A 16,178-nucleotide genomic window follows, 5' to 3' on the forward strand; every position below is an offset into this window, starting at 1 on the left:
CCTCCGTCCACACACCGATGAGCGCCACCCCACCCACGACGCCCGCCGACCCCGTCTTTGCCGCGCGCATGGCGGCCTTGCGACGCAACTTTCCGTTCTCGCTGCTCGGCGTGATGCTCACGGCGGGGCTGGTGGTCGCGGCGCTGTGGGGCGCGGTTGCGCACGAGCAGTTGCTGGCCTGGGTGGGCGCCAACGCGGTGCTGACGGCAGCGCGCGCCTGGCAGGTGGCGCGCTACCGGCATGCCGAGCACGACCCGGGCGCGCTGCGGCGCTGGCGGCGCGGCGCGATGGTCGGCGCGGTGCTCGGCGGCTTGTTGTGGGGGCTGCCGCTCGCGGGGTGGATGCTGCAGGTGTCGCTGCCACAGCAGATGTTCATCGTGGTGGCGATGCTCACCATGGGCACGGGCGCGATCTACGCCTACTGCATCGACCTGGGGCTGCTCTACGGCTTCCAGGTGACGTACTTCGCGCCCGCGATCCTCGCGATGGCCACGCTCGACGACGTGCTGCTGCGCGTGATGTCGGCGGCCGGCGTGCTCTACCTGTTCGTCACGCTGGCCTTCGCGCAGCGCATGTACCGCACGCAGGTCGATTCGCTCGAGCTGCGTTTCGAAAACCTCTACCTGCTGCGCCAGCTGCGCCTGGAGAAAGACGCGGCCGAGCGCAGCGACCTCGCCAAGTCGCGCTTCCTTGCCGCGGCCAGCCACGACCTGCGCCAGCCGGTGCATGCGCTGAGCCTGTTCGTGGGCGTGCTGCGCGGGCAGGCGCTGCCGGCGGCGAGCCGGCACGTGGTCGACAGCATCGGCCGCGCCGCCGCGGCGATGGGGCTGCTGTTCGAAGGCCTGCTCAACATCTCGCGGCTCGACGCGGGCGTGGTGCGCGTGAAGGCGCGGCCGTTTGCGCTGGCGCGCCTGCTCGACCAGATCCAACTGGAGTTCGCGCCGCAGGCGGCGGGCAAGGCGCTGTCGCTGCGCTTGCGCGCGGGCGATGCCGTGGTGCACTCCGACCCCGCGCTGCTCGACCGCGTGCTGCGCAACCTGGTGGAGAACGCGATCCGCTACACGGCGCGCGGCGGCGTGCTCATCGGCTGCCGCCGCGCGGGCGCCGACGCGCTGCGCATCGAGGTGTGGGACACCGGCCCCGGCATTCCGCCCACCGAGCAGGAGCAGGTGTTCTGGGAGTTTCATCAGCTCGGCAACCCCGAGCGCGACCGCACCAAGGGACTGGGCCTGGGCCTGGCCATCGTGCGGCGCACGGCCGCGCTGCTCGGTCATCCGCTGGCGCTGCGCTCGCGCGTGGGCCGGGGCACGGTGTTCTCGGTGACGGTGCCGCTGGCGCGCCAGGCGCTGCCCGCGCCCGAGGCACCGCCCGCGCCGCTGCCGGCCGACACCGGCCGCCTCGTGCTCGTGGCCGAGGACGACGGAGAAAGCCGCCATGGCCTGCAGCTGCTGCTCGAAAGCTGGGGCCTGCGCGTGATCGCGGCCGAAAGCGGCGACGAGCTGCTGGCGCTCGCCGCGCGCCAGCCCGGCAAGCCGGCGCTCATCGTCAGCGACTACCGCCTGCGCGCGGGCGAGACCGGCATCGACGTGGTCGACCGCCTGCACGAGGAATACAACGACGACGCGATTCCCGCGCTGATCGTGAGCGGCGACACCGATCCGCGCCGCCTGAGCGACGTGGCGGCGCGCGGCTGGCAGATGCTGCACAAGCCGGTGGACCCGGCGCAGCTGCAGGCGACGGTGTCGCAGCTGATCGCGCCCTAGAAGCCGCGCACCGCCAGGCGATTCCCCCGCATCGGTTGCTGCTGCGTCGAGCAGTGCACGGCGCCGCCGCCCAGCGAGATCGCATCGATGGGCAGCAGCTCGACGCGGCGGCCCGGGAACGCACGCGCGAACACCTCGCTCGCCTGCGCATCGCGCGGCACGCCGAAGGCGGTCGAGATCACCGCGCCGTTGACGAGGATGTAGTTCGAATAAAGGTCGCAAAAGCGCGCGCTGCCGTAGTTGTGCACGTCGCGCGGCACGGGCAGATCGAGGATCTCGAAGCGACGGCCGCACGCATCGGTCGCCAGTTCGAGCGCGCGGCGGTTCTCCTGCATCGCGCGAAAGTAGTCGCCCTGGTCGGGGTCGGCCGCATTGAAAAGAATGCGGGCCGGCGCAATGAACGACGCGATGCCGTCGACGTGGCCGTCGGTCTCCACCTCGGCCGCGTGGCCCGGCAGCCAGACGATCTTGTGCACGCCCAGCATGCGCCGCAGCTCGGCCTCGATCTCCGTCTTGCGCAGGCCCGGGTTGCGGTTCGGGTGCAGCAGGCAGCTCTCGGTGGTGAGCAGCGTGCCCTGCCCGTCCACGTAGAAGGCGCCGCCTTCGAGCACCATGTCCGAACGGACCAGCGGCACGCCGGCCAGCGCGGCGATGTCCGCGGCGGCGCGCTGGCAGCCGTCATGCGGGTGGTACTTCTCGCCCCATGCGTTGAAGCGGAAGCCCACCGCGGTTTGGCTGACCTGGCGCTCGTCGACGAGGAAGATCGGGCCGCAGTCGCGCAGCCAGTTGTCTTCGGCCGCGATGGGCACCACACGCACCTGCGGGCCGCAGACCGCGCGGGCCGCGTCGGCCAGCGGTGCGTGCGCGGCCACGATGCAGCGCTGGTAGCGCGCGATGGTGCGCGCCAGCAGGCCGAACGCGCGGCAGACCGCGTCGTAGTGCGCGCCCCACAGGGCTTCGCGGTGGTCGAGCACCGGCCAGCCCAGCCAGGTGGCGGCCATCGGCTCCCATTCGGCGGGCATGCGCAGGCCGGCGCGGCGAGCGTCGAAATCGTTGGAAATCAAAGGGTCCTTCAGAAGAAATTGCAGGGACGCCCACTCTGACTTGAATTCCTTCGATGAAAAAGCGACATTTCTTGGCTGAATTCATCGACGCCATTCATATGTCCAACACCCGGCTGCCCTCTTTCAAGTTTCTCATCGGCTTCGAGGCGGCGGCGCGCCTGGGCAATTACTCGCGCGCGGCGGAAGAGCTGTTCGTCTCGCAGTCCGCCGTGAGCCACCAGATCTCGCAGCTGGAGCAGCAGGTCGGCCAGCCGCTGTTCCGGCGCAAGGGGCGCGGCGTGGAGCTGACGGTGGCGGGCAGCCTGCTGCTGGACAGCGTGGGCAAGTCGCTCGAGCACATCCGCAACGGGCTGGCCCGCATCGAGACCTACATGGACGACCGGCTCGTCACGCTGGTGTGTCCCGCGCCCGTGGCCACCGGCTGGCTGCAGCCGCGGGTCGACCGGCTGCTGCAGGCGCACCCCGAGCTGTGCCCGATCATTTCGGTCGACGAGAGCGCGCGCTTCATCGACGAGCTCGACGTGGACATCGCCATCACCCGCGCGCCGCTGCGGCAAGAGGGTGTGTTCGAGGTGCCGCTGCTCACCGACGAACTCGTGGCCGTCGGCCCGCCCGCTCAGAACGAAGACGCCAACCTGGGCCTGCTGTGCCTCGAAGAAGACCTCACGAGCGACCGCATCGGTCCCTTCATCCGCGCGCATTTCGGCGGCCTGCGCAAGGCCGCGATCTACGACGACCCGCGCCTGGTGCTCGACGCGGCCTTGCGCGGCCGGGGCATCGCGCTGGTGTCGCGCCTGCTGGCCGACGACGCCTTGCGCACCGGGCAATTGCGGCAGTGGCCGGACACCCCGAGCCTGCCGCTGGGCACCCTCTGGATCGCGTGCGCCGAAGGCCCCTCGCGCCTGCCGCTGGTGCGGGAGGTGTTCGACAGCCTGCGGCTGTTTGCGCAGGAAGACGCTGGCGATATGAGCCAGATCGATTAATCCCTTTAAAAGACATCAATTGTGTAGATAGATAGGCGTCGACAGAATTCGGGGCTTCTTAGAACTTAGTAATAACCCTGATTCCAATGACAACGCGACGCACTCTCCTGGGCCTGGGCGGCCTGGGCCTTTTCGGTGGACTCGTGACCGCCTGTGGCGGCGGCGGTGGTGGGAGCGGCAGCGGCATGCTGCCGCCCTTCCCCGTGCCCATGCCGACCCCTTCACCGGCACCCGCCCCGGCGCCCGCGTCCGGCTGGCGCATGCCCGACGAAGGCGACGCCCACCGCGCCGTGTGGATGGCTTTCGCGGCGCGCGAATCCATCTGGACGGCCGAGATGCGCCAGCCGGTGTTCCAGGCGCTGGCGCGCATCGCCAATGCCATCAGCGTCTACGAACCGGTCAAGATGCTGGTGAACCCCGCGGATGCTTCCACGGCCCGCCAACTGTGCGGCTCCAACGTGCACCTGATCGAACACGCCATCGACGACCTCTGGATGCGCGACACCGGCTGCGTCTTCGTGCGCAACGCCCGTGGCGAGCGCGCCGCCGTGAGCTTCAACTTCAACGGCTGGGGCAACCAGCAGGCCCATGCACGCGACGCCACGGTGGCCGCGCGCATGGCCGAACTCACGGGCGTGCCGCTGCTGCGCAGCAGCCTCGTGATGGAAGGCGGCGGCATCGAGGTCGATGGCCAGGGCACGGCGATCATCACGGAGAGCTGCGTGCTCAACAAGAACCGCAACCCGGGCGTCAGCAAGGCCGACGCAGAGGCCGAGCTCAAGCGCATGCTGGGGCTGGACAAGATCATCTGGCTGCCGGGCATCGCGGGCCGCGACATCACCGACGGCCACACCGATTTCTATGCGCGCTTTCTCAAGCCCGGCGTGGTCGTGGCGGCGCTGGACACCGACCCGAAATCGTACGACCACGCCGTGACGCACCGCCACCTGGAACTGCTGACCGGCGCCACCGACGCGCGCGGTCGCCCCCTGCAGATCGTCACGCTGAAAACGCCGAGCCAGGTGCGCCCCACCTTTGCGCGCAAGGAGTTCGCGGCCGGCTACGTCAACTTCTTCCTCACCGACAAGGCGGTGTTCCTGCCCGAGTTCGGCGACGCCGTGGCCGACAGCACGGCCCGCGCGGCGCTGGCCGCGCACCTGCCCAGCCACCAGATCGTGCAGCTGGACATCGACGCCATCGCCGCGGGCGGCGGCGGCATCCACTGCACGACGCAACAGGAACCGGCGTGATGCCGCGCCCCCTCCCCTGATTCCGGAGACCGACATGCACCTTCCCCTGACCCGCCGCCGCCTGCTGCACGGCATGGGCCTGGCGCCCCTGGCCTCGTTGGGCCTGGTCGCCACGGCCACCGCTGCGGCGCCCGACACCTGGCACATGCCCGACGAGGGCGACGCGCACCGCGCCACCTGGATGTCCTTCGGCCCCAGCGAACGCGTCTGGGGGCGGCGCCTGCTGAAGCCGGCGCGCGAGCACCTGGCGCAGATCGCCCGCACCATCGCCGCCTTCGAGCCCGTGCACCTGCTGGTGCGCGAGCAGGAGCACGACCTGGCCGCGCGGCTGTGCGGCAACCGCGTGACGCTCGAGGTGCAGCCGGTGGACGACCTCTGGATGCGCGACACCGGCCCCGTGTTCGTGCGCAACGGCGCGGGCGAATGGGCCGGCATCGATTTCAACTTCAACGGCTGGGGCAACAAGCAATCGCATGCGCGCGACGCCGAAGTGGCCGAGTACGTGACCGACGCCGCCGAGGTGCAGCGCCTGCGCACGCGGCTCGTGCTCGAAGGCGGCGGCATCGAGGTCGACGGCGCGGGCACGGCCATCATCACCGAGAGCTGCGTGCTCAACGCCAACCGCAACCCCGGCCTGCGCAAGGAGGCCTGCGAGGCCGAGTTGAAGCGCCTGCTGGGCCTGCGCAAGATCATCTGGCTGCCGGGCATCGCGGGCCGCGACATCACCGACGGCCACACCGATTTCTACGCGCGCTTTGCAGCGCCGGGCGTGGTGGTCGCGGGCCTGGACGACGACCCCGACTCCTACGACCACGCCGTGACCCGGCGCCACCTGGAGATCCTGCGCCAGGCCACCGACGCACGCGGACAGCGCCTGCGCGTGGAGGTGCTGCGCGGTCCGGAGACGGTGCGCAGCACCTACGAGTCGGACGAGTTCGCGGCGGGCTACATCAACTTCTATGTCTGCAACGGCGCCGTCATTGCGCCGCAGTTCGGTGATGCGCGCGCCGACGGCAACGCCCGCGCGCTGCTGCGCGAGCTGTTCCCCAAACGCGAGATCGTGCAGCTCGATATCGACGCCATCGCCGCGGGCGGCGGCGGCATCCACTGCACGACGCAGCAGCAGCCGCGCTGATGCGTTGGCCCTAGCGCGGGCGACCGAGCATGCCCGCGCGGCGCGCCGCGATCACGGCCTGCGTGCGGCTGGTCACGCCGAGCGCGCCGAAGATCGCCGAGATGTGCGCCTTGATCGTCTTCTCGCTGGTGGCCAGGCGCAGCGCGATCTCGGCGTTGCGCAGCCCTTCGCACAACAGCTGCAGCACCTCGGCCTGCCGCGCCGTGAGCGTGCTCAGCACATCGGTGGGGGTCGACAGCACGGGCAGCGCGGCGCCGCCCGCCGGCGAGGCCTGCACCACGTTCTGCTCGCCCGCCATGACGCGGCGCAGCGCGTCCATGAGCTGCTGGCTGTCGGCCGACTTGTGCACGAAGCCCTGCGCGCCGGCATCGAGTGCGGTGTCGATGTCCTGCGGGTCTTCGGAGGCCGACAGCACCAGGATGCGCAAGCCGCCGCGCCGCCGGTGCAGCTCGGCCAGCAACGCCGCGCCGCCGAGGTCGGGCAGGTAGTAGTCGGTCATCACCGCGTCGAGCCGGGGCAAGGTGGCGAGCGCCTCGAGCGCTTCGGCGCCGTTGCGGGCCGTGGCGACGGTCATCGTCGGCTCGGCTTCGCGCAGCGCGAGGAACAGGCCTTCGCGAAACATCGCGTGGTCGTCGATCAACAGGATGGTGGCGGGCATCCTTCGATTCTGGCGGCAACCGGCGTCGAACCCCACGGTTCCCCGTGGGCGCCGGAGGAAACCCGCCGGGTATCGCCCTCAGCGGTCGGCGGGCGGACGGCGCGCCGCCGCCGTGCGCGAGCCCGGCCGGGGCGACATGCGCGATGCCACGCGACGGTGGCGCAGCACGCGCGACCCTCGGCGCCGTGGCGGTGCCGACGTCGGTGCCTGCCGGTGGGCCTCGAAGCGCGCTTCCTTCTGCTTCAGGTAGTGCATGAGCACGTGCGACACCATGTTCAGCCCGATGGTGCCGAACGCCGCCGGAAAGATGTACAGCGCGATCGACAGCTCCGACGAGAAGACGAGGTCGTCCGCCAGCGAGGGCGTGGCCTGCGCGAGCCGCGCCAGTGCGCGCAGCAGGAAGATGTCCGCGCCCGCCAGCGCGATCAGCAGCAGGCCGAAGGCCAGCACGGTGGTCTTGGAGAACTCGCGCCGCACGAACAGCGTGACGAAGATCGCGGCGGGCAGCACCAGCGAGCACAGCACCAGCGCCCAGAAGCGGACCTCGGTGAATATCGTCGCGTCTGAAAGCAGGTGCATGGGCAGAGCGTGGAAGGGCGGGCGCAGGGTCGAGCGCTCCGAAGGCGCATTGGGCCACGGGCTGCGCGTTGCAATTTGTCCGCCGGGTGAAGCATCGGTAAAGCCACTTGGGGGCGCCCACGGCAGGGGAAACCCGTGGAGCCCGACCCCGGGGTCGCTGGCCACAATGCCGGTGCGCGCATCGGCGCACGGGCATCCTCACATCCAACGACAAGAAGGACCAGAAGCCATGGCGGAATTCGACTACGTGATCGTGGGCGGCGGCTCGGGCGGCGCCACGCTGGCCTCGCGCCTGAGCGAGGACCCGTCGGTGACGGTCTGCCTCATCGAGGCCGGCGGCGACGGACGCGGCATCCTCGTGCGGGCGCCGGCCGCCGTGGTGGCGATGCTGCCGGGGCGCCCGCGCATCAACAACTACGCCTACCAGACCGTGCCGCAGCCCGGCCTCAACGGGCGGCGCGGCTACCAGCCGCGCGGGCGCTGCCTGGGCGGCTCCAGCGCGATCAACGCCATGCTCTACGTGCGCGGCCACCGCGAGGACTACGACGACTGGGCACGCGCGGGCTGCGCCGGCTGGCGCTTCGACGAGGTGCTGCCGCACTTCCTGCGCGCCGAGGGCAACCAGCGCGGCGCCAGCGCGCTGCACGGCGCCGACGGCCCGCTGCAGGTGTCGGAGCAGCAAAGCCCGCGCGCCATCACCGAGGCCTTCGTGCGCGCTGCCGCCGAATGCGGCATTGCGCGCAACGACGACTTCAACGGTCCCGAGCAGGAAGGCGCGGGGCTCTACCAGGTGACGCAGTTCCACGGCGGCGCGAAAAACGGCGAGCGCTGCTCGGCCGCCGCGGCCTACCTGCACCCGGTGATGGACCAGCGCCCCAACCTCTCGGTGATGACCGGCACGCAGGCCCTGCGCGTGGTGCTCGAAGACCGGCGCGCGGTGGGCGTCGAGGTGCGGCGCGGCGGCAATGTCGAAACCATTCGCGCGCGCCGCGAGGTGGCGCTGTGCGGCGGCGCCTTCAACTCGCCGCAGCTGCTGATGCTCTCGGGCATCGGCGACCCCGACGAACTCGCGCGCCACGGCATCGCCGTGCGACATGCGCTGCGCGGCGTGGGCCAGAACCTGCAGGACCACTGCGACTTCATCGTCGCCTACAAGTCGAAGCAGACCGACATGTTCGGCATCGGTCCGGTCGGCGGGCTGCACCTGCTGAAGGCCATCAACCAGTGGCGCCGCGACGGCACGGGCCTGGTCGCCACGCCCTTTGCAGAAGGCGGCGCCTTCATCAAGTCGTCGCCCGAATTGCGCCGGCCCGACCTGCAGCTGCACTTCGTGATCGCGATCACCGACGACCATGCGCGCAAGCTGCACGCGGGCTTCGGCTTCTCGTGCCATGTGTGCGTGCTGCGCCCCAAGGGCCGGGGCGACGTGCGGCTGAACGACGCCAGCCCCGACTCGGCGCCGCGCATCGACCCGCGCTTCCTGGCCGACCCGGAGGACATGGCGCTGCTGCTGCAGGGCGTGAAGAAGACGCGCGAGATCATGCGCGCGCCCGCGCTCGAAAAATACCGCCACCGCGAGGTCTACACCGCCGACGCCCACACCGACGCGCAGCTCGAAGAGCACATCCGCGCGCGCGCCGACACCATCTACCACCCGGTGGGCACCTGCAAGATGGGCGTGGATGCGATGGCGGTGGTCGACCCGCAGCTGCGCGTGCACGGCATCGCGGGCCTGCGCGTGGTCGATGCCTCGGTGATGCCGACGCTGATCGGCGGCAACACCAACGCGCCGACGATCATGATCGCGGAGCGCGCGGCCGGCTGGATGTGCGGGCCCGCCTCCTTCGCGGCATCCGCTACGGCAGTGCCGTCGATGAGCCTCGCACCATGAGTTCGCCGGGCAGCAGCAGCTGACGCGGCGCCGCGTCGAGCCCGCGCAGGCGCTCGATGAGGCAGGCGGCGGCGGCGCGGCCGATCTCGTCGGTCGGCTGCGCCACGGTGCTCAGGCCCGGCCCGATGAGCGAGGCCCATTCGGGATCGTCGAAGCCCACGAAGCCCAGGTCGGCGCCGAAGCGCCAGTCGAGCCGCGCCATGGCCTGTGCCACGCGCAGCGTGACCACGGCATTGCCCGCGACCACCGCCGCGCGCCGGCCCCGTTTGGCGCGCTGGCGCAGCGCGCGCAAGGCCTCGTCGAGCGCGTCGTTCTCGCCCTCGACCGATTCGAAGACCTCGCCCGCCACGCGCGGCTCGTGCGCGGCCACGCAGGCGCCGAAGGCGGCCGTGCGCTCGCGCCGCGAGCTCACGCCCTTCTGCGGCTCGGTGACGTACAGCAGCTCGCGGTAGCCGCCCTCGACCAGGTGGCCGCAGGTGTCGCGCATGGCGGCATGGTTGTCGAGCGAGACGAAATCGGTGTGCATGCCCGTGTGCCGGCGGTCGACCAGCACGGCCGGCTTGCCGTGCAGCGTGACCGCATCGACCACGTTGCTGCCGCGTCCCAGCGTGTTGAGGATGAAGCCGTCGACCTGGTAGCCCGCCAGCGCGTTGATGGCCTCGCGCTCGCGTTCGCTCTCGTTGCCCAGGTTGAACAGCATCACGAGGTAGCCCGCGTCCTGGCAGGCCTTCTCGGCGCCGCGCAGCACGGCCACCGAGTACGGGTTGGTGATGTCGGCCACGATCAGGCCGATGAGCCGCGAGCGGCCGTGGCTCAGCGCCTGCGCCATCGGGCTGGGCGAGTACGCCAGCTTGGCGATGGCGGCCTCGACGCGCGCGGCGATGTCGGGGCTCAGCAGGCGCTCGCGGTGGTTCAGAAAGCGCGAGACGGTGGCCTTGGAGACGCCCGCGGCTTCGGCGACGTCGGCGATGGTGGCGCGGCCTGTGGGCTTCATGTCAGGCGGTGGCGGTGTCGTAGGGGGCCGTGGGCTTCTGGCCGGCCAGCACCTGCAGCAGGTTGGTCGTGGCCAGCTCGGCCATCGCGTGGCGCGTCTCGTGCGTGGCCGAGCCGATGTGCGGCAGCGGCGTGACGCGCGGGTGCGTGCGCAGCGGCGAGTCGGCCGGCAGCGGCTCCTTCGCGAACACGTCGAGCCCTGCTGCGCGCAAGGTGCCGTGGTCGAGCGCGTCGAGCAGCGCGGCTTCGTTCACGGTGGCGCCACGGCCGCCGTTGATGAACGACGCGCCCGGCTTCATGCGCGCGAAGAAGGCGGCGTCGATCATGCCGCGCGTGGCGTCGGTCAGCGGCAGCATCGCCAGCACGATGTCGGCGCGCGCGAGCAGGTCGTCCAGCGGCGTGTGCGTGGCGCGGCCCTGCAGCTCGGGCGCCTGCGCGGCCAGGTCGACCGGGCGGCGCGCGTGGTAGAGCACCGGCATGCCGAAGCCCAGCGCGGCGCGGCGCGCCACGGCCTGGCCGATGCGGCCGAAGCCGAGGATGCCCAGCGTCTTGCCGTGCACGTCGGTGGCGAAGAATTCTTCGCCGATGTTCTTGGTCCAGCGGCCTTCGCGCACCATCGTCGACAGCTCGACCACGCGCCGCTGCGTGGCCATGAGGATCGCGAACACCGTGTCGGCCACCGTCTCGGTGAGCACGTCGGGCGTGTGGCACAGCACGATGCCGCGGCGGTGCAGTTCGGCCAGCGGGTAGTTGTCGACGCCGACCGACACGCTCGAAATCACTTCGAGCTGCGGCGCCGCATCCAGCAGCGCAGCGTCGACGTTGTAGCTCGAACCGATCAGCCCGTTCGCGGTGGCAAGCGCAGCGGCAAAGGCCTCGGGCGCCTTGCGCGGATCGGCCACGGTGACGTGGTGCACCGCCTGCAGGCGCGCGAGCTGGTCTTCGGGCAGGGCCCGGAACACCAGCACATTCTTCTTGGTCATCAGAGTCCCGCTTCTTCGAGTTGCGCCCGCGTCGGCAGGCCTTCGGTGTCGCCGAGCACCTGCACGGCGCGCGCGCCGATCCAGGCGCCGCGGCGCACCGCGTCGGGCACGCTGCGGCCTTCGAGCAATGCGCTCACCACGCCGGCCGCAAAGCCGTCGCCCGCGCCCACGGTGTCGATCACTTCCTTCACCGGGAAGCCGTCGACATGGCCGGTGCCCGCCACGTCGCTGTCGTAGTAGGCGCCGGCCGCGCCGAGCTTGACGACGACCAGCTTCGCGCCGCGCTCGCGGTAGAACTTGGCCACGTCTTCTGGCTTGTCGTGGCCCGTGAGCAACAGGCCCTCTTCGATGCCGGGCAGCACCCAGTCGGCGCGCGAGGCGAGCTCGTTCACCCAGTGGCGCATCGTCTCGGTGGACGACCACAGCGTGGGCCGCAGGTTGGTGTCGAACGAGATGGTGCGGCCGGCCGCGCGCATCACGTCCATCGACTTGAGCGCCGCCTGCAGGCTGGTCTCGGAGATGGCGGCGAACACGCCGGTGGCGTGCAGGTGGCGCGCCGAACGCAGCCAGGCTTCGTCGACATCGGCCGGGCCCATGTGGCTGGCGGCCGAGCCCTTGCGGTGGTACTCGATCGGCGGGTCGCTGCCGTCGGTGACGCGGCCCTTGAACTGGAAGCCGGTGCGCTGCGTCGCGTCGGTGATCACGTGCGAGCAGTCGATGCCTTCGGCGCGCATCGCGGCCAGCAGTGCGCGGCCCATGGAGTCGGTGCCCAGGCGGCTGGCCCAGCCGACCTTCAGGCCCAGGCGCGACAGGCCGATGGCCACGTTGGTCTCGGCACCGGCGGTGCGCTTGTGGAACGCCTCTGCGTCTTCCAGCGGGCCGGGCCGGTCGGCCACGAGCAGCAGCATGGCTTCGCCGAACAGCGCGACGTCGAAGGCGGTGGGTTGCGTCATGTGTGTGTTCCTACGCCCGTGCGGCGCGGATGAAATCGATCTGCGTGCGGGTGACGGCCAGCAGGTCGTCGCCCACCAGAGGGTATTCGATGGCGTGGGGCACATCGGCCGGCAGTGCGCGCAGCACCGCGCGCCACGGCGCGACCGAGTCGCCCAGCGGCACCGCCACCCACTTGTGCGGCAGGCGCTGCGCGCCCTTGCAATGCACGTAGCGCACGCGGTGGCCGAGCGCCTGCGCGGCCTGCAGCGGGCACTCGCCGAGCCAGTGCCAGTTGCCCATGTCGAAGGTCATGCCCAGCGGCACGCCAGCGCGGTCGGCCACGTCGAAGAAGGTCTGCAGCGCGGCCAGCGTGCCGGCGCGCACCGTCTGGTCGTTCTCGATGAGCAGCTCGACGCGGGTTTCGGCCAGCGCGACCTTCAGGCCCCAGAGCGAACCGTGCGACGAAGCCTGGAAGTCGCCGATGGACATCTTGAGCCGCTTCGCGCCCACGCGCGTGGCGGCGGCGATGCCGCGTTGCAGCGCGGCGCTGTCGAGCCAGCCGCCTTCGGCCCACAGGCCCTCGGGGCTGGAGTAAACGGTAGCCAGACCATTGAGCGCGGGCAGTTCAGCCTCGGCGTCGCGCAGCATCTCGCCGCGCACTTCCACCGAATCGGCACCGGCCGCGCGCGAGAGTTGCGAGCACCAGAGCTGGCCGTGCCGCCCCACCTCGGCCGCACCGAAGGACGACAGAGAAATCAGGACTTCGAAGGCCATCAGTGGGCTTGGTGCGAACTGAGAATTTGCCCGAGGAACTGGCGCGTGCGCTCGTCCTTGGGGTTGCCGAAGAATTCCTGCGGCGGTGCCTGCTCGACGATCTTGCCGTCGGCCATGAAGATCACGCGGTCGGCCACGCTGCGGGCAAAGCCCATTTCGTGCGTCACGCACAGCATGGTCATGCCGTCTTCGGCCAGGCCGATCATGGTGTCGAGCACTTCCTTGACCATCTCGGGGTCGAGCGCGGAGGTGGGCTCGTCGAACAGCATGATCTTGGGCGACATGCACAGCGCGCGCGCAATGGCCACGCGCTGCTGCTGGCCGCCCGAGAGCTGGCTCGGGTACTTCTTGGCCTGCTCGGGAATGCGCACGCGCGTGAGGTACTTCATGGCCACCTCCTCCGCCTGCGCCTTGGTCATGCCGCGCGAGCGCATCGGCGCCAGCGTGCAGTTCTCCAGGATGGTGAGGTGCGGGAACAGGTTGAACTGTTGGAACACCATGCCGACCTCGGCGCGCACCGCGTCCACGTTCTTGCCGCCGGCCGTGAGGTCGATGCCGTCGACCACGATGCGGCCCTTTTGCACCGTCTCGAGCCGGTTGATGCAGCGGATGAGCGTGGACTTGCCCGAGCCCGAGGGCCCGCAGATCACGATGCGCTCGCCCTGGCGCACCGACAGGTCGATGCCGGTCAACACCTGGAATTCACCGTACCACTTGTTGACCGCTTCCATGCGGATGATCGATTCCGTCGTCATGCCAGGATTCCCTTCAAGCGCTTTCGCTTATTGCATCTTGGGCAGGTCGGCCTGCAGCCACTTTTGATAGAGCTTGTTCAGCTCGCCATTGGCGGTGTTCTTCTGCACGAATTCGTTCACGGCCCTGGTCAGCTCTTCCTGGCCCGGACGCATCGCGATGCCCATCGACTGCTGCACCAGCGTGAACTTGTTTTCGAAGGTGTTGGCCGGCACGCGCTTGGCGATCTGCGCCGCCACGGTGACCGAGCAGCCGATGGCATCGACCTGGCCCGAGATCAGCGCCTGCATGGCCGAGGCGTCGTCGTCGAAGCGGCGGATCTCGGTGCCTTCGGGTGCGGCCTTGGTCACGGCCACGTCTTGCGTCGAGGCGCGGGCCACGCCCACGCGCAGGCCCTTCAGGTCGCCGGCCGCCTTGATGGAGGTCTTGGTCGCGCCGTACAGCACGATGGTCGCAGCGGCATAGGGCTGCGAGAACTGCACCTGCTTGGCACGCTCGGGCGTCACGGCCAGCGAAGCCACCAGCAGGTCGACCTTGTTGGTCAAGAGGAACGGAATGCGGTTCGGGCCGGTCACCGGCACGATGTTGGCCTTGACGCCCCAGTCCTTGGCCAGCAGCTTGGCCACGTCGGCGTCGTAGCCGTCGGGCTGGTTCTTGGCGTCGGTGGTGCCGTAGGGCGGGAAGTCGACCAGCATGCCGATGGTGATCTCGCCCTTCTTCTTGATGTCGGCCATGCTTTGTGCCGAAGCGAAGGGAGCGAACACGGTCAGCGCGGCGCCGAGGCCCAGGGCTGCGATGGCAGCGCGGCGGGTGGTGGTAACGGTCATTGGATGTGTCTCCTGAATAAAGAAAGGAAGCGACGAGAAAGGAATAGCGAAAAGGGTCAACGTGCGAGCGCCTGGGCGCGCTTGCGCTCCATGCGGGCTGCCAGCAATGACAGCGGCCAGCAGATCACGAAGTAGATGGCGGCCACCACCGAGAACACGATGAGCGGCTGGAAGGTGGCGTTGTTGACGATCTGTCCGGCGCGCGTGACCTCGACGAAACCGATGATGGCCGCGAGCGACGTGCCCTTGATGATCTGCACCAGGTAGCCCACCGTGGGCGCCAGCGCGATCTTGAAGGCCTGCGGCAGCACCACGTCGCGCATGCGCGCCACGTAGTGCAGGTTCAGCGCCTGCGCCGCCTCCCACTGGCCGCGCGGAATGGCCTGGATGCAGCCGCGCCAGATTTCGCCCAGGAAGGCCGCGCTGTTCAGGACCAGCGCCACGCCCGCGGCGACCCACGGGTTGATGTCCAGCCCCAGCACCGGCGCGCCGAAGAACACCAGGAACAGCTGCAGCAGCAGCGGCGTGCCCTGGAAGATCTGGATGAAGGTGGTCGACACGGCGCGCGCCCACGTCGATTCCGACGTGCGCATCAGCGCGATGAGCAGCCCCAGGATGGCGCCGCCCACGAAGGCGATGGCCGACAGCGCCAGCGTCCACTGGGCTGCTTCGAGGATGAAAAGGAATTCGGGAAAACCGAAGGTGCGCATGGTGTGTGCTCCGTCCGTCGTGGTCAGTCAGTTACCGGCGGTCCGGGTAGTTGAGCGTGCGCTTGTAGATCAGCTTGAACATGGCCGAGAAGGCCAGTGCCAGCGCGAGGTAGATGGCCGCGACCACGATGTAGATCTCGAAGCTGCGGAAGGTCTGCGACTGCAGGTTGGCGGCCACCGAGGTCAGGTCGTCGGCCGAGATGACCGACACCACGGCCGAGCTCAGCATCAGCAAAATGAACTGGCTCGTGAGCGCCGGGTAGATGGCCTTCAGCGCGGGCTTGATGATCACGAAGCGGAAGATTTCCCAGGGCTTGAGGTTGAGCGCGCGGCCCGCCTCGATCTGGCCCTTGGGAATCGACTCGATGCCCGCGCGGATGATCTCCGTGGCGTAGGCGCCCAGGTTCACCACCATCGCCACCAGCGCGGCCGTCTGCGGCGACCAGCGCAGGCCGATGGCCGGCAGCGCGAAGAAGAAGAAAAACAGCTGCACGAGGAACGGCGTGTTGCGGATCACCTCGATGTAGGCATTGACGAGGAAGCGCAGCCAGCCCGGCCCCGAGGTCTTGCCCCAGGCACAGAAGATGGCCACCACCAGCCCCAGCAAGGTGGCGGTGAGCGAGAGCTGCACCGTGATCCACGTGCCCTTGAGCAGCAGCGGCCAGGCGGCAAAGACGGCGTCGAATTGGAACTGGTAGTTCATGGCGGAGCGTGCACGGCCAGGCCGTGCGCAGACCCTGAAAGGAATGCTTGCAGCTTAAATGAAACCGGTTTCAGACCTAGCTAGGGATTCCCCTAGGTGGGCGTTTTGCCCTACCCGCCTGCCTACACTGGCGCGATGCCGAACCCCCACGCGGACCCCACTTCTCCCCCGGCAGGCAC

General features: G+C 69.8%; 16 protein-coding genes. 5 read left to right on the forward strand and 11 right to left on the reverse strand.

Annotated elements, in window-relative coordinates:
• On the forward strand, positions 1-1,763 hold a 1,763-nt coding region (locus AC07XP_RS30975), incomplete at its 5' end, for an ATP-binding response regulator (protein WP_495266817.1).
• Here the strand turns inward: AC07XP_RS30975 and AC07XP_RS30980 are convergent.
• Positions 1,760-2,827 (reverse strand): agmatine deiminase family protein, encoded by a 1,068-nt coding sequence (locus AC07XP_RS30980; RefSeq protein ID WP_495266818.1) that lies wholly within the window; start codon positions 2,825-2,827, stop codon positions 1,760-1,762. The genes AC07XP_RS30975 and AC07XP_RS30980 overlap by 4 nt on opposite strands.
• A gap of 71 nt (positions 2,828-2,898) precedes the next feature.
• Between AC07XP_RS30980 and AC07XP_RS30985 the strand changes: the two genes are divergently transcribed.
• From AC07XP_RS30985 to AC07XP_RS30995, 3 genes are all read left to right on the forward strand, one after another.
• Positions 2,899-3,810 (forward strand): LysR family transcriptional regulator, encoded by a 912-nt coding sequence (locus AC07XP_RS30985; protein WP_495266819.1) that lies wholly within the window; start codon positions 2,899-2,901, stop codon positions 3,808-3,810.
• 86 nt (positions 3,811-3,896) lie between these two features.
• On the forward strand, positions 3,897-5,060 hold the full coding sequence (locus tag AC07XP_RS30990) for an agmatine deiminase family protein (protein WP_495266820.1): 1,164 nt from the start codon (positions 3,897-3,899) through the stop codon (positions 5,058-5,060).
• A 34-nt stretch (positions 5,061-5,094) separates the two neighbouring features.
• Complete coding sequence (locus AC07XP_RS30995; RefSeq protein ID WP_095947325.1) at positions 5,095-6,195, forward strand: agmatine deiminase family protein; 1,101 nt, start codon at positions 5,095-5,097, stop codon at positions 6,193-6,195.
• A gap of 10 nt (positions 6,196-6,205) precedes the next feature.
• Here the strand turns inward: AC07XP_RS30995 and AC07XP_RS31000 are convergent, their stop codons facing one another.
• Positions 6,206-6,853 (reverse strand): response regulator transcription factor, encoded by a 648-nt coding sequence (locus tag AC07XP_RS31000; protein ID WP_070059496.1) that lies wholly within the window; start codon positions 6,851-6,853, stop codon positions 6,206-6,208.
• 78 nt (positions 6,854-6,931) lie between these two features.
• On the reverse strand, positions 6,932-7,432 hold the full coding sequence (locus AC07XP_RS31005) for a hypothetical protein (RefSeq protein ID WP_495266821.1): 501 nt from the start codon (positions 7,430-7,432) through the stop codon (positions 6,932-6,934).
• A gap of 229 nt (positions 7,433-7,661) precedes the next feature.
• Between AC07XP_RS31005 and AC07XP_RS31010 the strand changes: the two genes are divergently transcribed.
• Entirely contained in the window at positions 7,662-9,323 is a 1,662-nt protein-coding gene (locus AC07XP_RS31010) for a GMC family oxidoreductase (protein ID WP_495266822.1), read from the forward strand.
• On the opposite strand, the gene AC07XP_RS31015 is transcribed toward AC07XP_RS31010, so the two are convergent.
• The 8 genes from AC07XP_RS31015 to AC07XP_RS31050 are packed head-to-tail and all read right to left on the reverse strand — an operon-like array spanning position 9,289 to position 15,999.
• The gene (locus AC07XP_RS31015) at positions 9,289-10,317 is read right to left on the reverse strand and encodes a LacI family DNA-binding transcriptional regulator (RefSeq protein ID WP_495266823.1); all 1,029 of its coding nucleotides are present in this window, start codon (positions 10,315-10,317) and stop codon (positions 9,289-9,291) included. The genes AC07XP_RS31010 and AC07XP_RS31015 overlap by 35 nt on opposite strands.
• A gap of 1 nt (position 10,318) precedes the next feature.
• Positions 10,319-11,299, reverse strand: a complete 981-nt coding sequence (locus AC07XP_RS31020) for a 2-hydroxyacid dehydrogenase (RefSeq protein ID WP_495266824.1) — start codon at positions 11,297-11,299, stop codon at positions 10,319-10,321.
• Entirely contained in the window at positions 11,299-12,252 is a 954-nt protein-coding gene (locus AC07XP_RS31025; protein ID WP_062474731.1) for a sugar kinase, read from the reverse strand. Before AC07XP_RS31025 ends, AC07XP_RS31020 begins: the two co-directional genes overlap by 1 nt.
• Positions 12,253-12,262: 10 nt before the next feature.
• Positions 12,263-13,006 carry a sugar phosphate isomerase/epimerase family protein gene (locus AC07XP_RS31030; protein ID WP_390344993.1) on the reverse strand — a complete coding sequence of 248 codons (744 nt, stop codon included), beginning with the start codon at positions 13,004-13,006 and terminating at the stop codon, positions 12,263-12,265.
• Entirely contained in the window at positions 13,006-13,761 is a 756-nt protein-coding gene (locus tag AC07XP_RS31035) for an amino acid ABC transporter ATP-binding protein (protein ID WP_056583293.1), read from the reverse strand. Before AC07XP_RS31035 ends, AC07XP_RS31030 begins: the two co-directional genes overlap by 1 nt.
• Before the next feature lie 27 nt (positions 13,762-13,788).
• Entirely contained in the window at positions 13,789-14,586 is a 798-nt protein-coding gene (locus AC07XP_RS31040) for a transporter substrate-binding domain-containing protein (RefSeq protein WP_495266825.1), read from the reverse strand.
• A gap of 56 nt (positions 14,587-14,642) precedes the next feature.
• On the reverse strand, positions 14,643-15,296 hold the full coding sequence (locus AC07XP_RS31045) for an amino acid ABC transporter permease (protein WP_062474720.1): 654 nt from the start codon (positions 15,294-15,296) through the stop codon (positions 14,643-14,645).
• Between the two features lie 31 nt (positions 15,297-15,327).
• Positions 15,328-15,999 (reverse strand): amino acid ABC transporter permease, encoded by a 672-nt coding sequence (locus tag AC07XP_RS31050; RefSeq protein WP_139705579.1) that lies wholly within the window; start codon positions 15,997-15,999, stop codon positions 15,328-15,330.
• Positions 16,000-16,178: the final 179 nt, after the last annotated feature.

The organism is Variovorax sp. GW531-E2, from assembly GCF_059423125.1.

Bases quoted from the DNA above. Each gene is read 5' to 3' on its own strand.
- AC07XP_RS30990 (WP_495266820.1), top strand. From the start codon at position 3,897: ATGACAACGCGACGCACTCTCCTGGGCCTGGGCGGCCTGGGCCTTTTC.
- AC07XP_RS30995 (WP_095947325.1), top strand. From the start codon at position 5,095: ATGCACCTTCCCCTGACCCGCCGCCGCCTGCTGCACGGCATGGGCCTG.
- AC07XP_RS31000 (WP_070059496.1), bottom strand. From the start codon at position 6,853: ATGCCCGCCACCATCCTGTTGATCGACGACCACGCGATGTTTCGCGAA.
- AC07XP_RS31005 (WP_495266821.1), bottom strand. From the start codon at position 7,432: ATGCACCTGCTTTCAGACGCGACGATATTCACCGAGGTCCGCTTCTGG.
- AC07XP_RS31010 (WP_495266822.1), top strand. From the start codon at position 7,662: ATGGCGGAATTCGACTACGTGATCGTGGGCGGCGGCTCGGGCGGCGCC.
- AC07XP_RS31015 (WP_495266823.1), bottom strand. From the start codon at position 10,317: ATGAAGCCCACAGGCCGCGCCACCATCGCCGACGTCGCCGAAGCCGCG.
- AC07XP_RS31020 (WP_495266824.1), bottom strand. From the start codon at position 11,299: ATGACCAAGAAGAATGTGCTGGTGTTCCGGGCCCTGCCCGAAGACCAG.
- AC07XP_RS31025 (WP_062474731.1), bottom strand. From the start codon at position 12,252: ATGACGCAACCCACCGCCTTCGACGTCGCGCTGTTCGGCGAAGCCATG.
- AC07XP_RS31030 (WP_390344993.1), bottom strand. From the start codon at position 13,006: ATGGCCTTCGAAGTCCTGATTTCTCTGTCGTCCTTCGGTGCGGCCGAG.
- AC07XP_RS31035 (WP_056583293.1), bottom strand. From the start codon at position 13,761: ATGACGACGGAATCGATCATCCGCATGGAAGCGGTCAACAAGTGGTAC.
- AC07XP_RS31040 (WP_495266825.1), bottom strand. From the start codon at position 14,586: ATGACCGTTACCACCACCCGCCGCGCTGCCATCGCAGCCCTGGGCCTC.
- AC07XP_RS31045 (WP_062474720.1), bottom strand. From the start codon at position 15,296: ATGCGCACCTTCGGTTTTCCCGAATTCCTTTTCATCCTCGAAGCAGCC.
- AC07XP_RS31050 (WP_139705579.1), bottom strand. From the start codon at position 15,999: ATGAACTACCAGTTCCAATTCGACGCCGTCTTTGCCGCCTGGCCGCTG.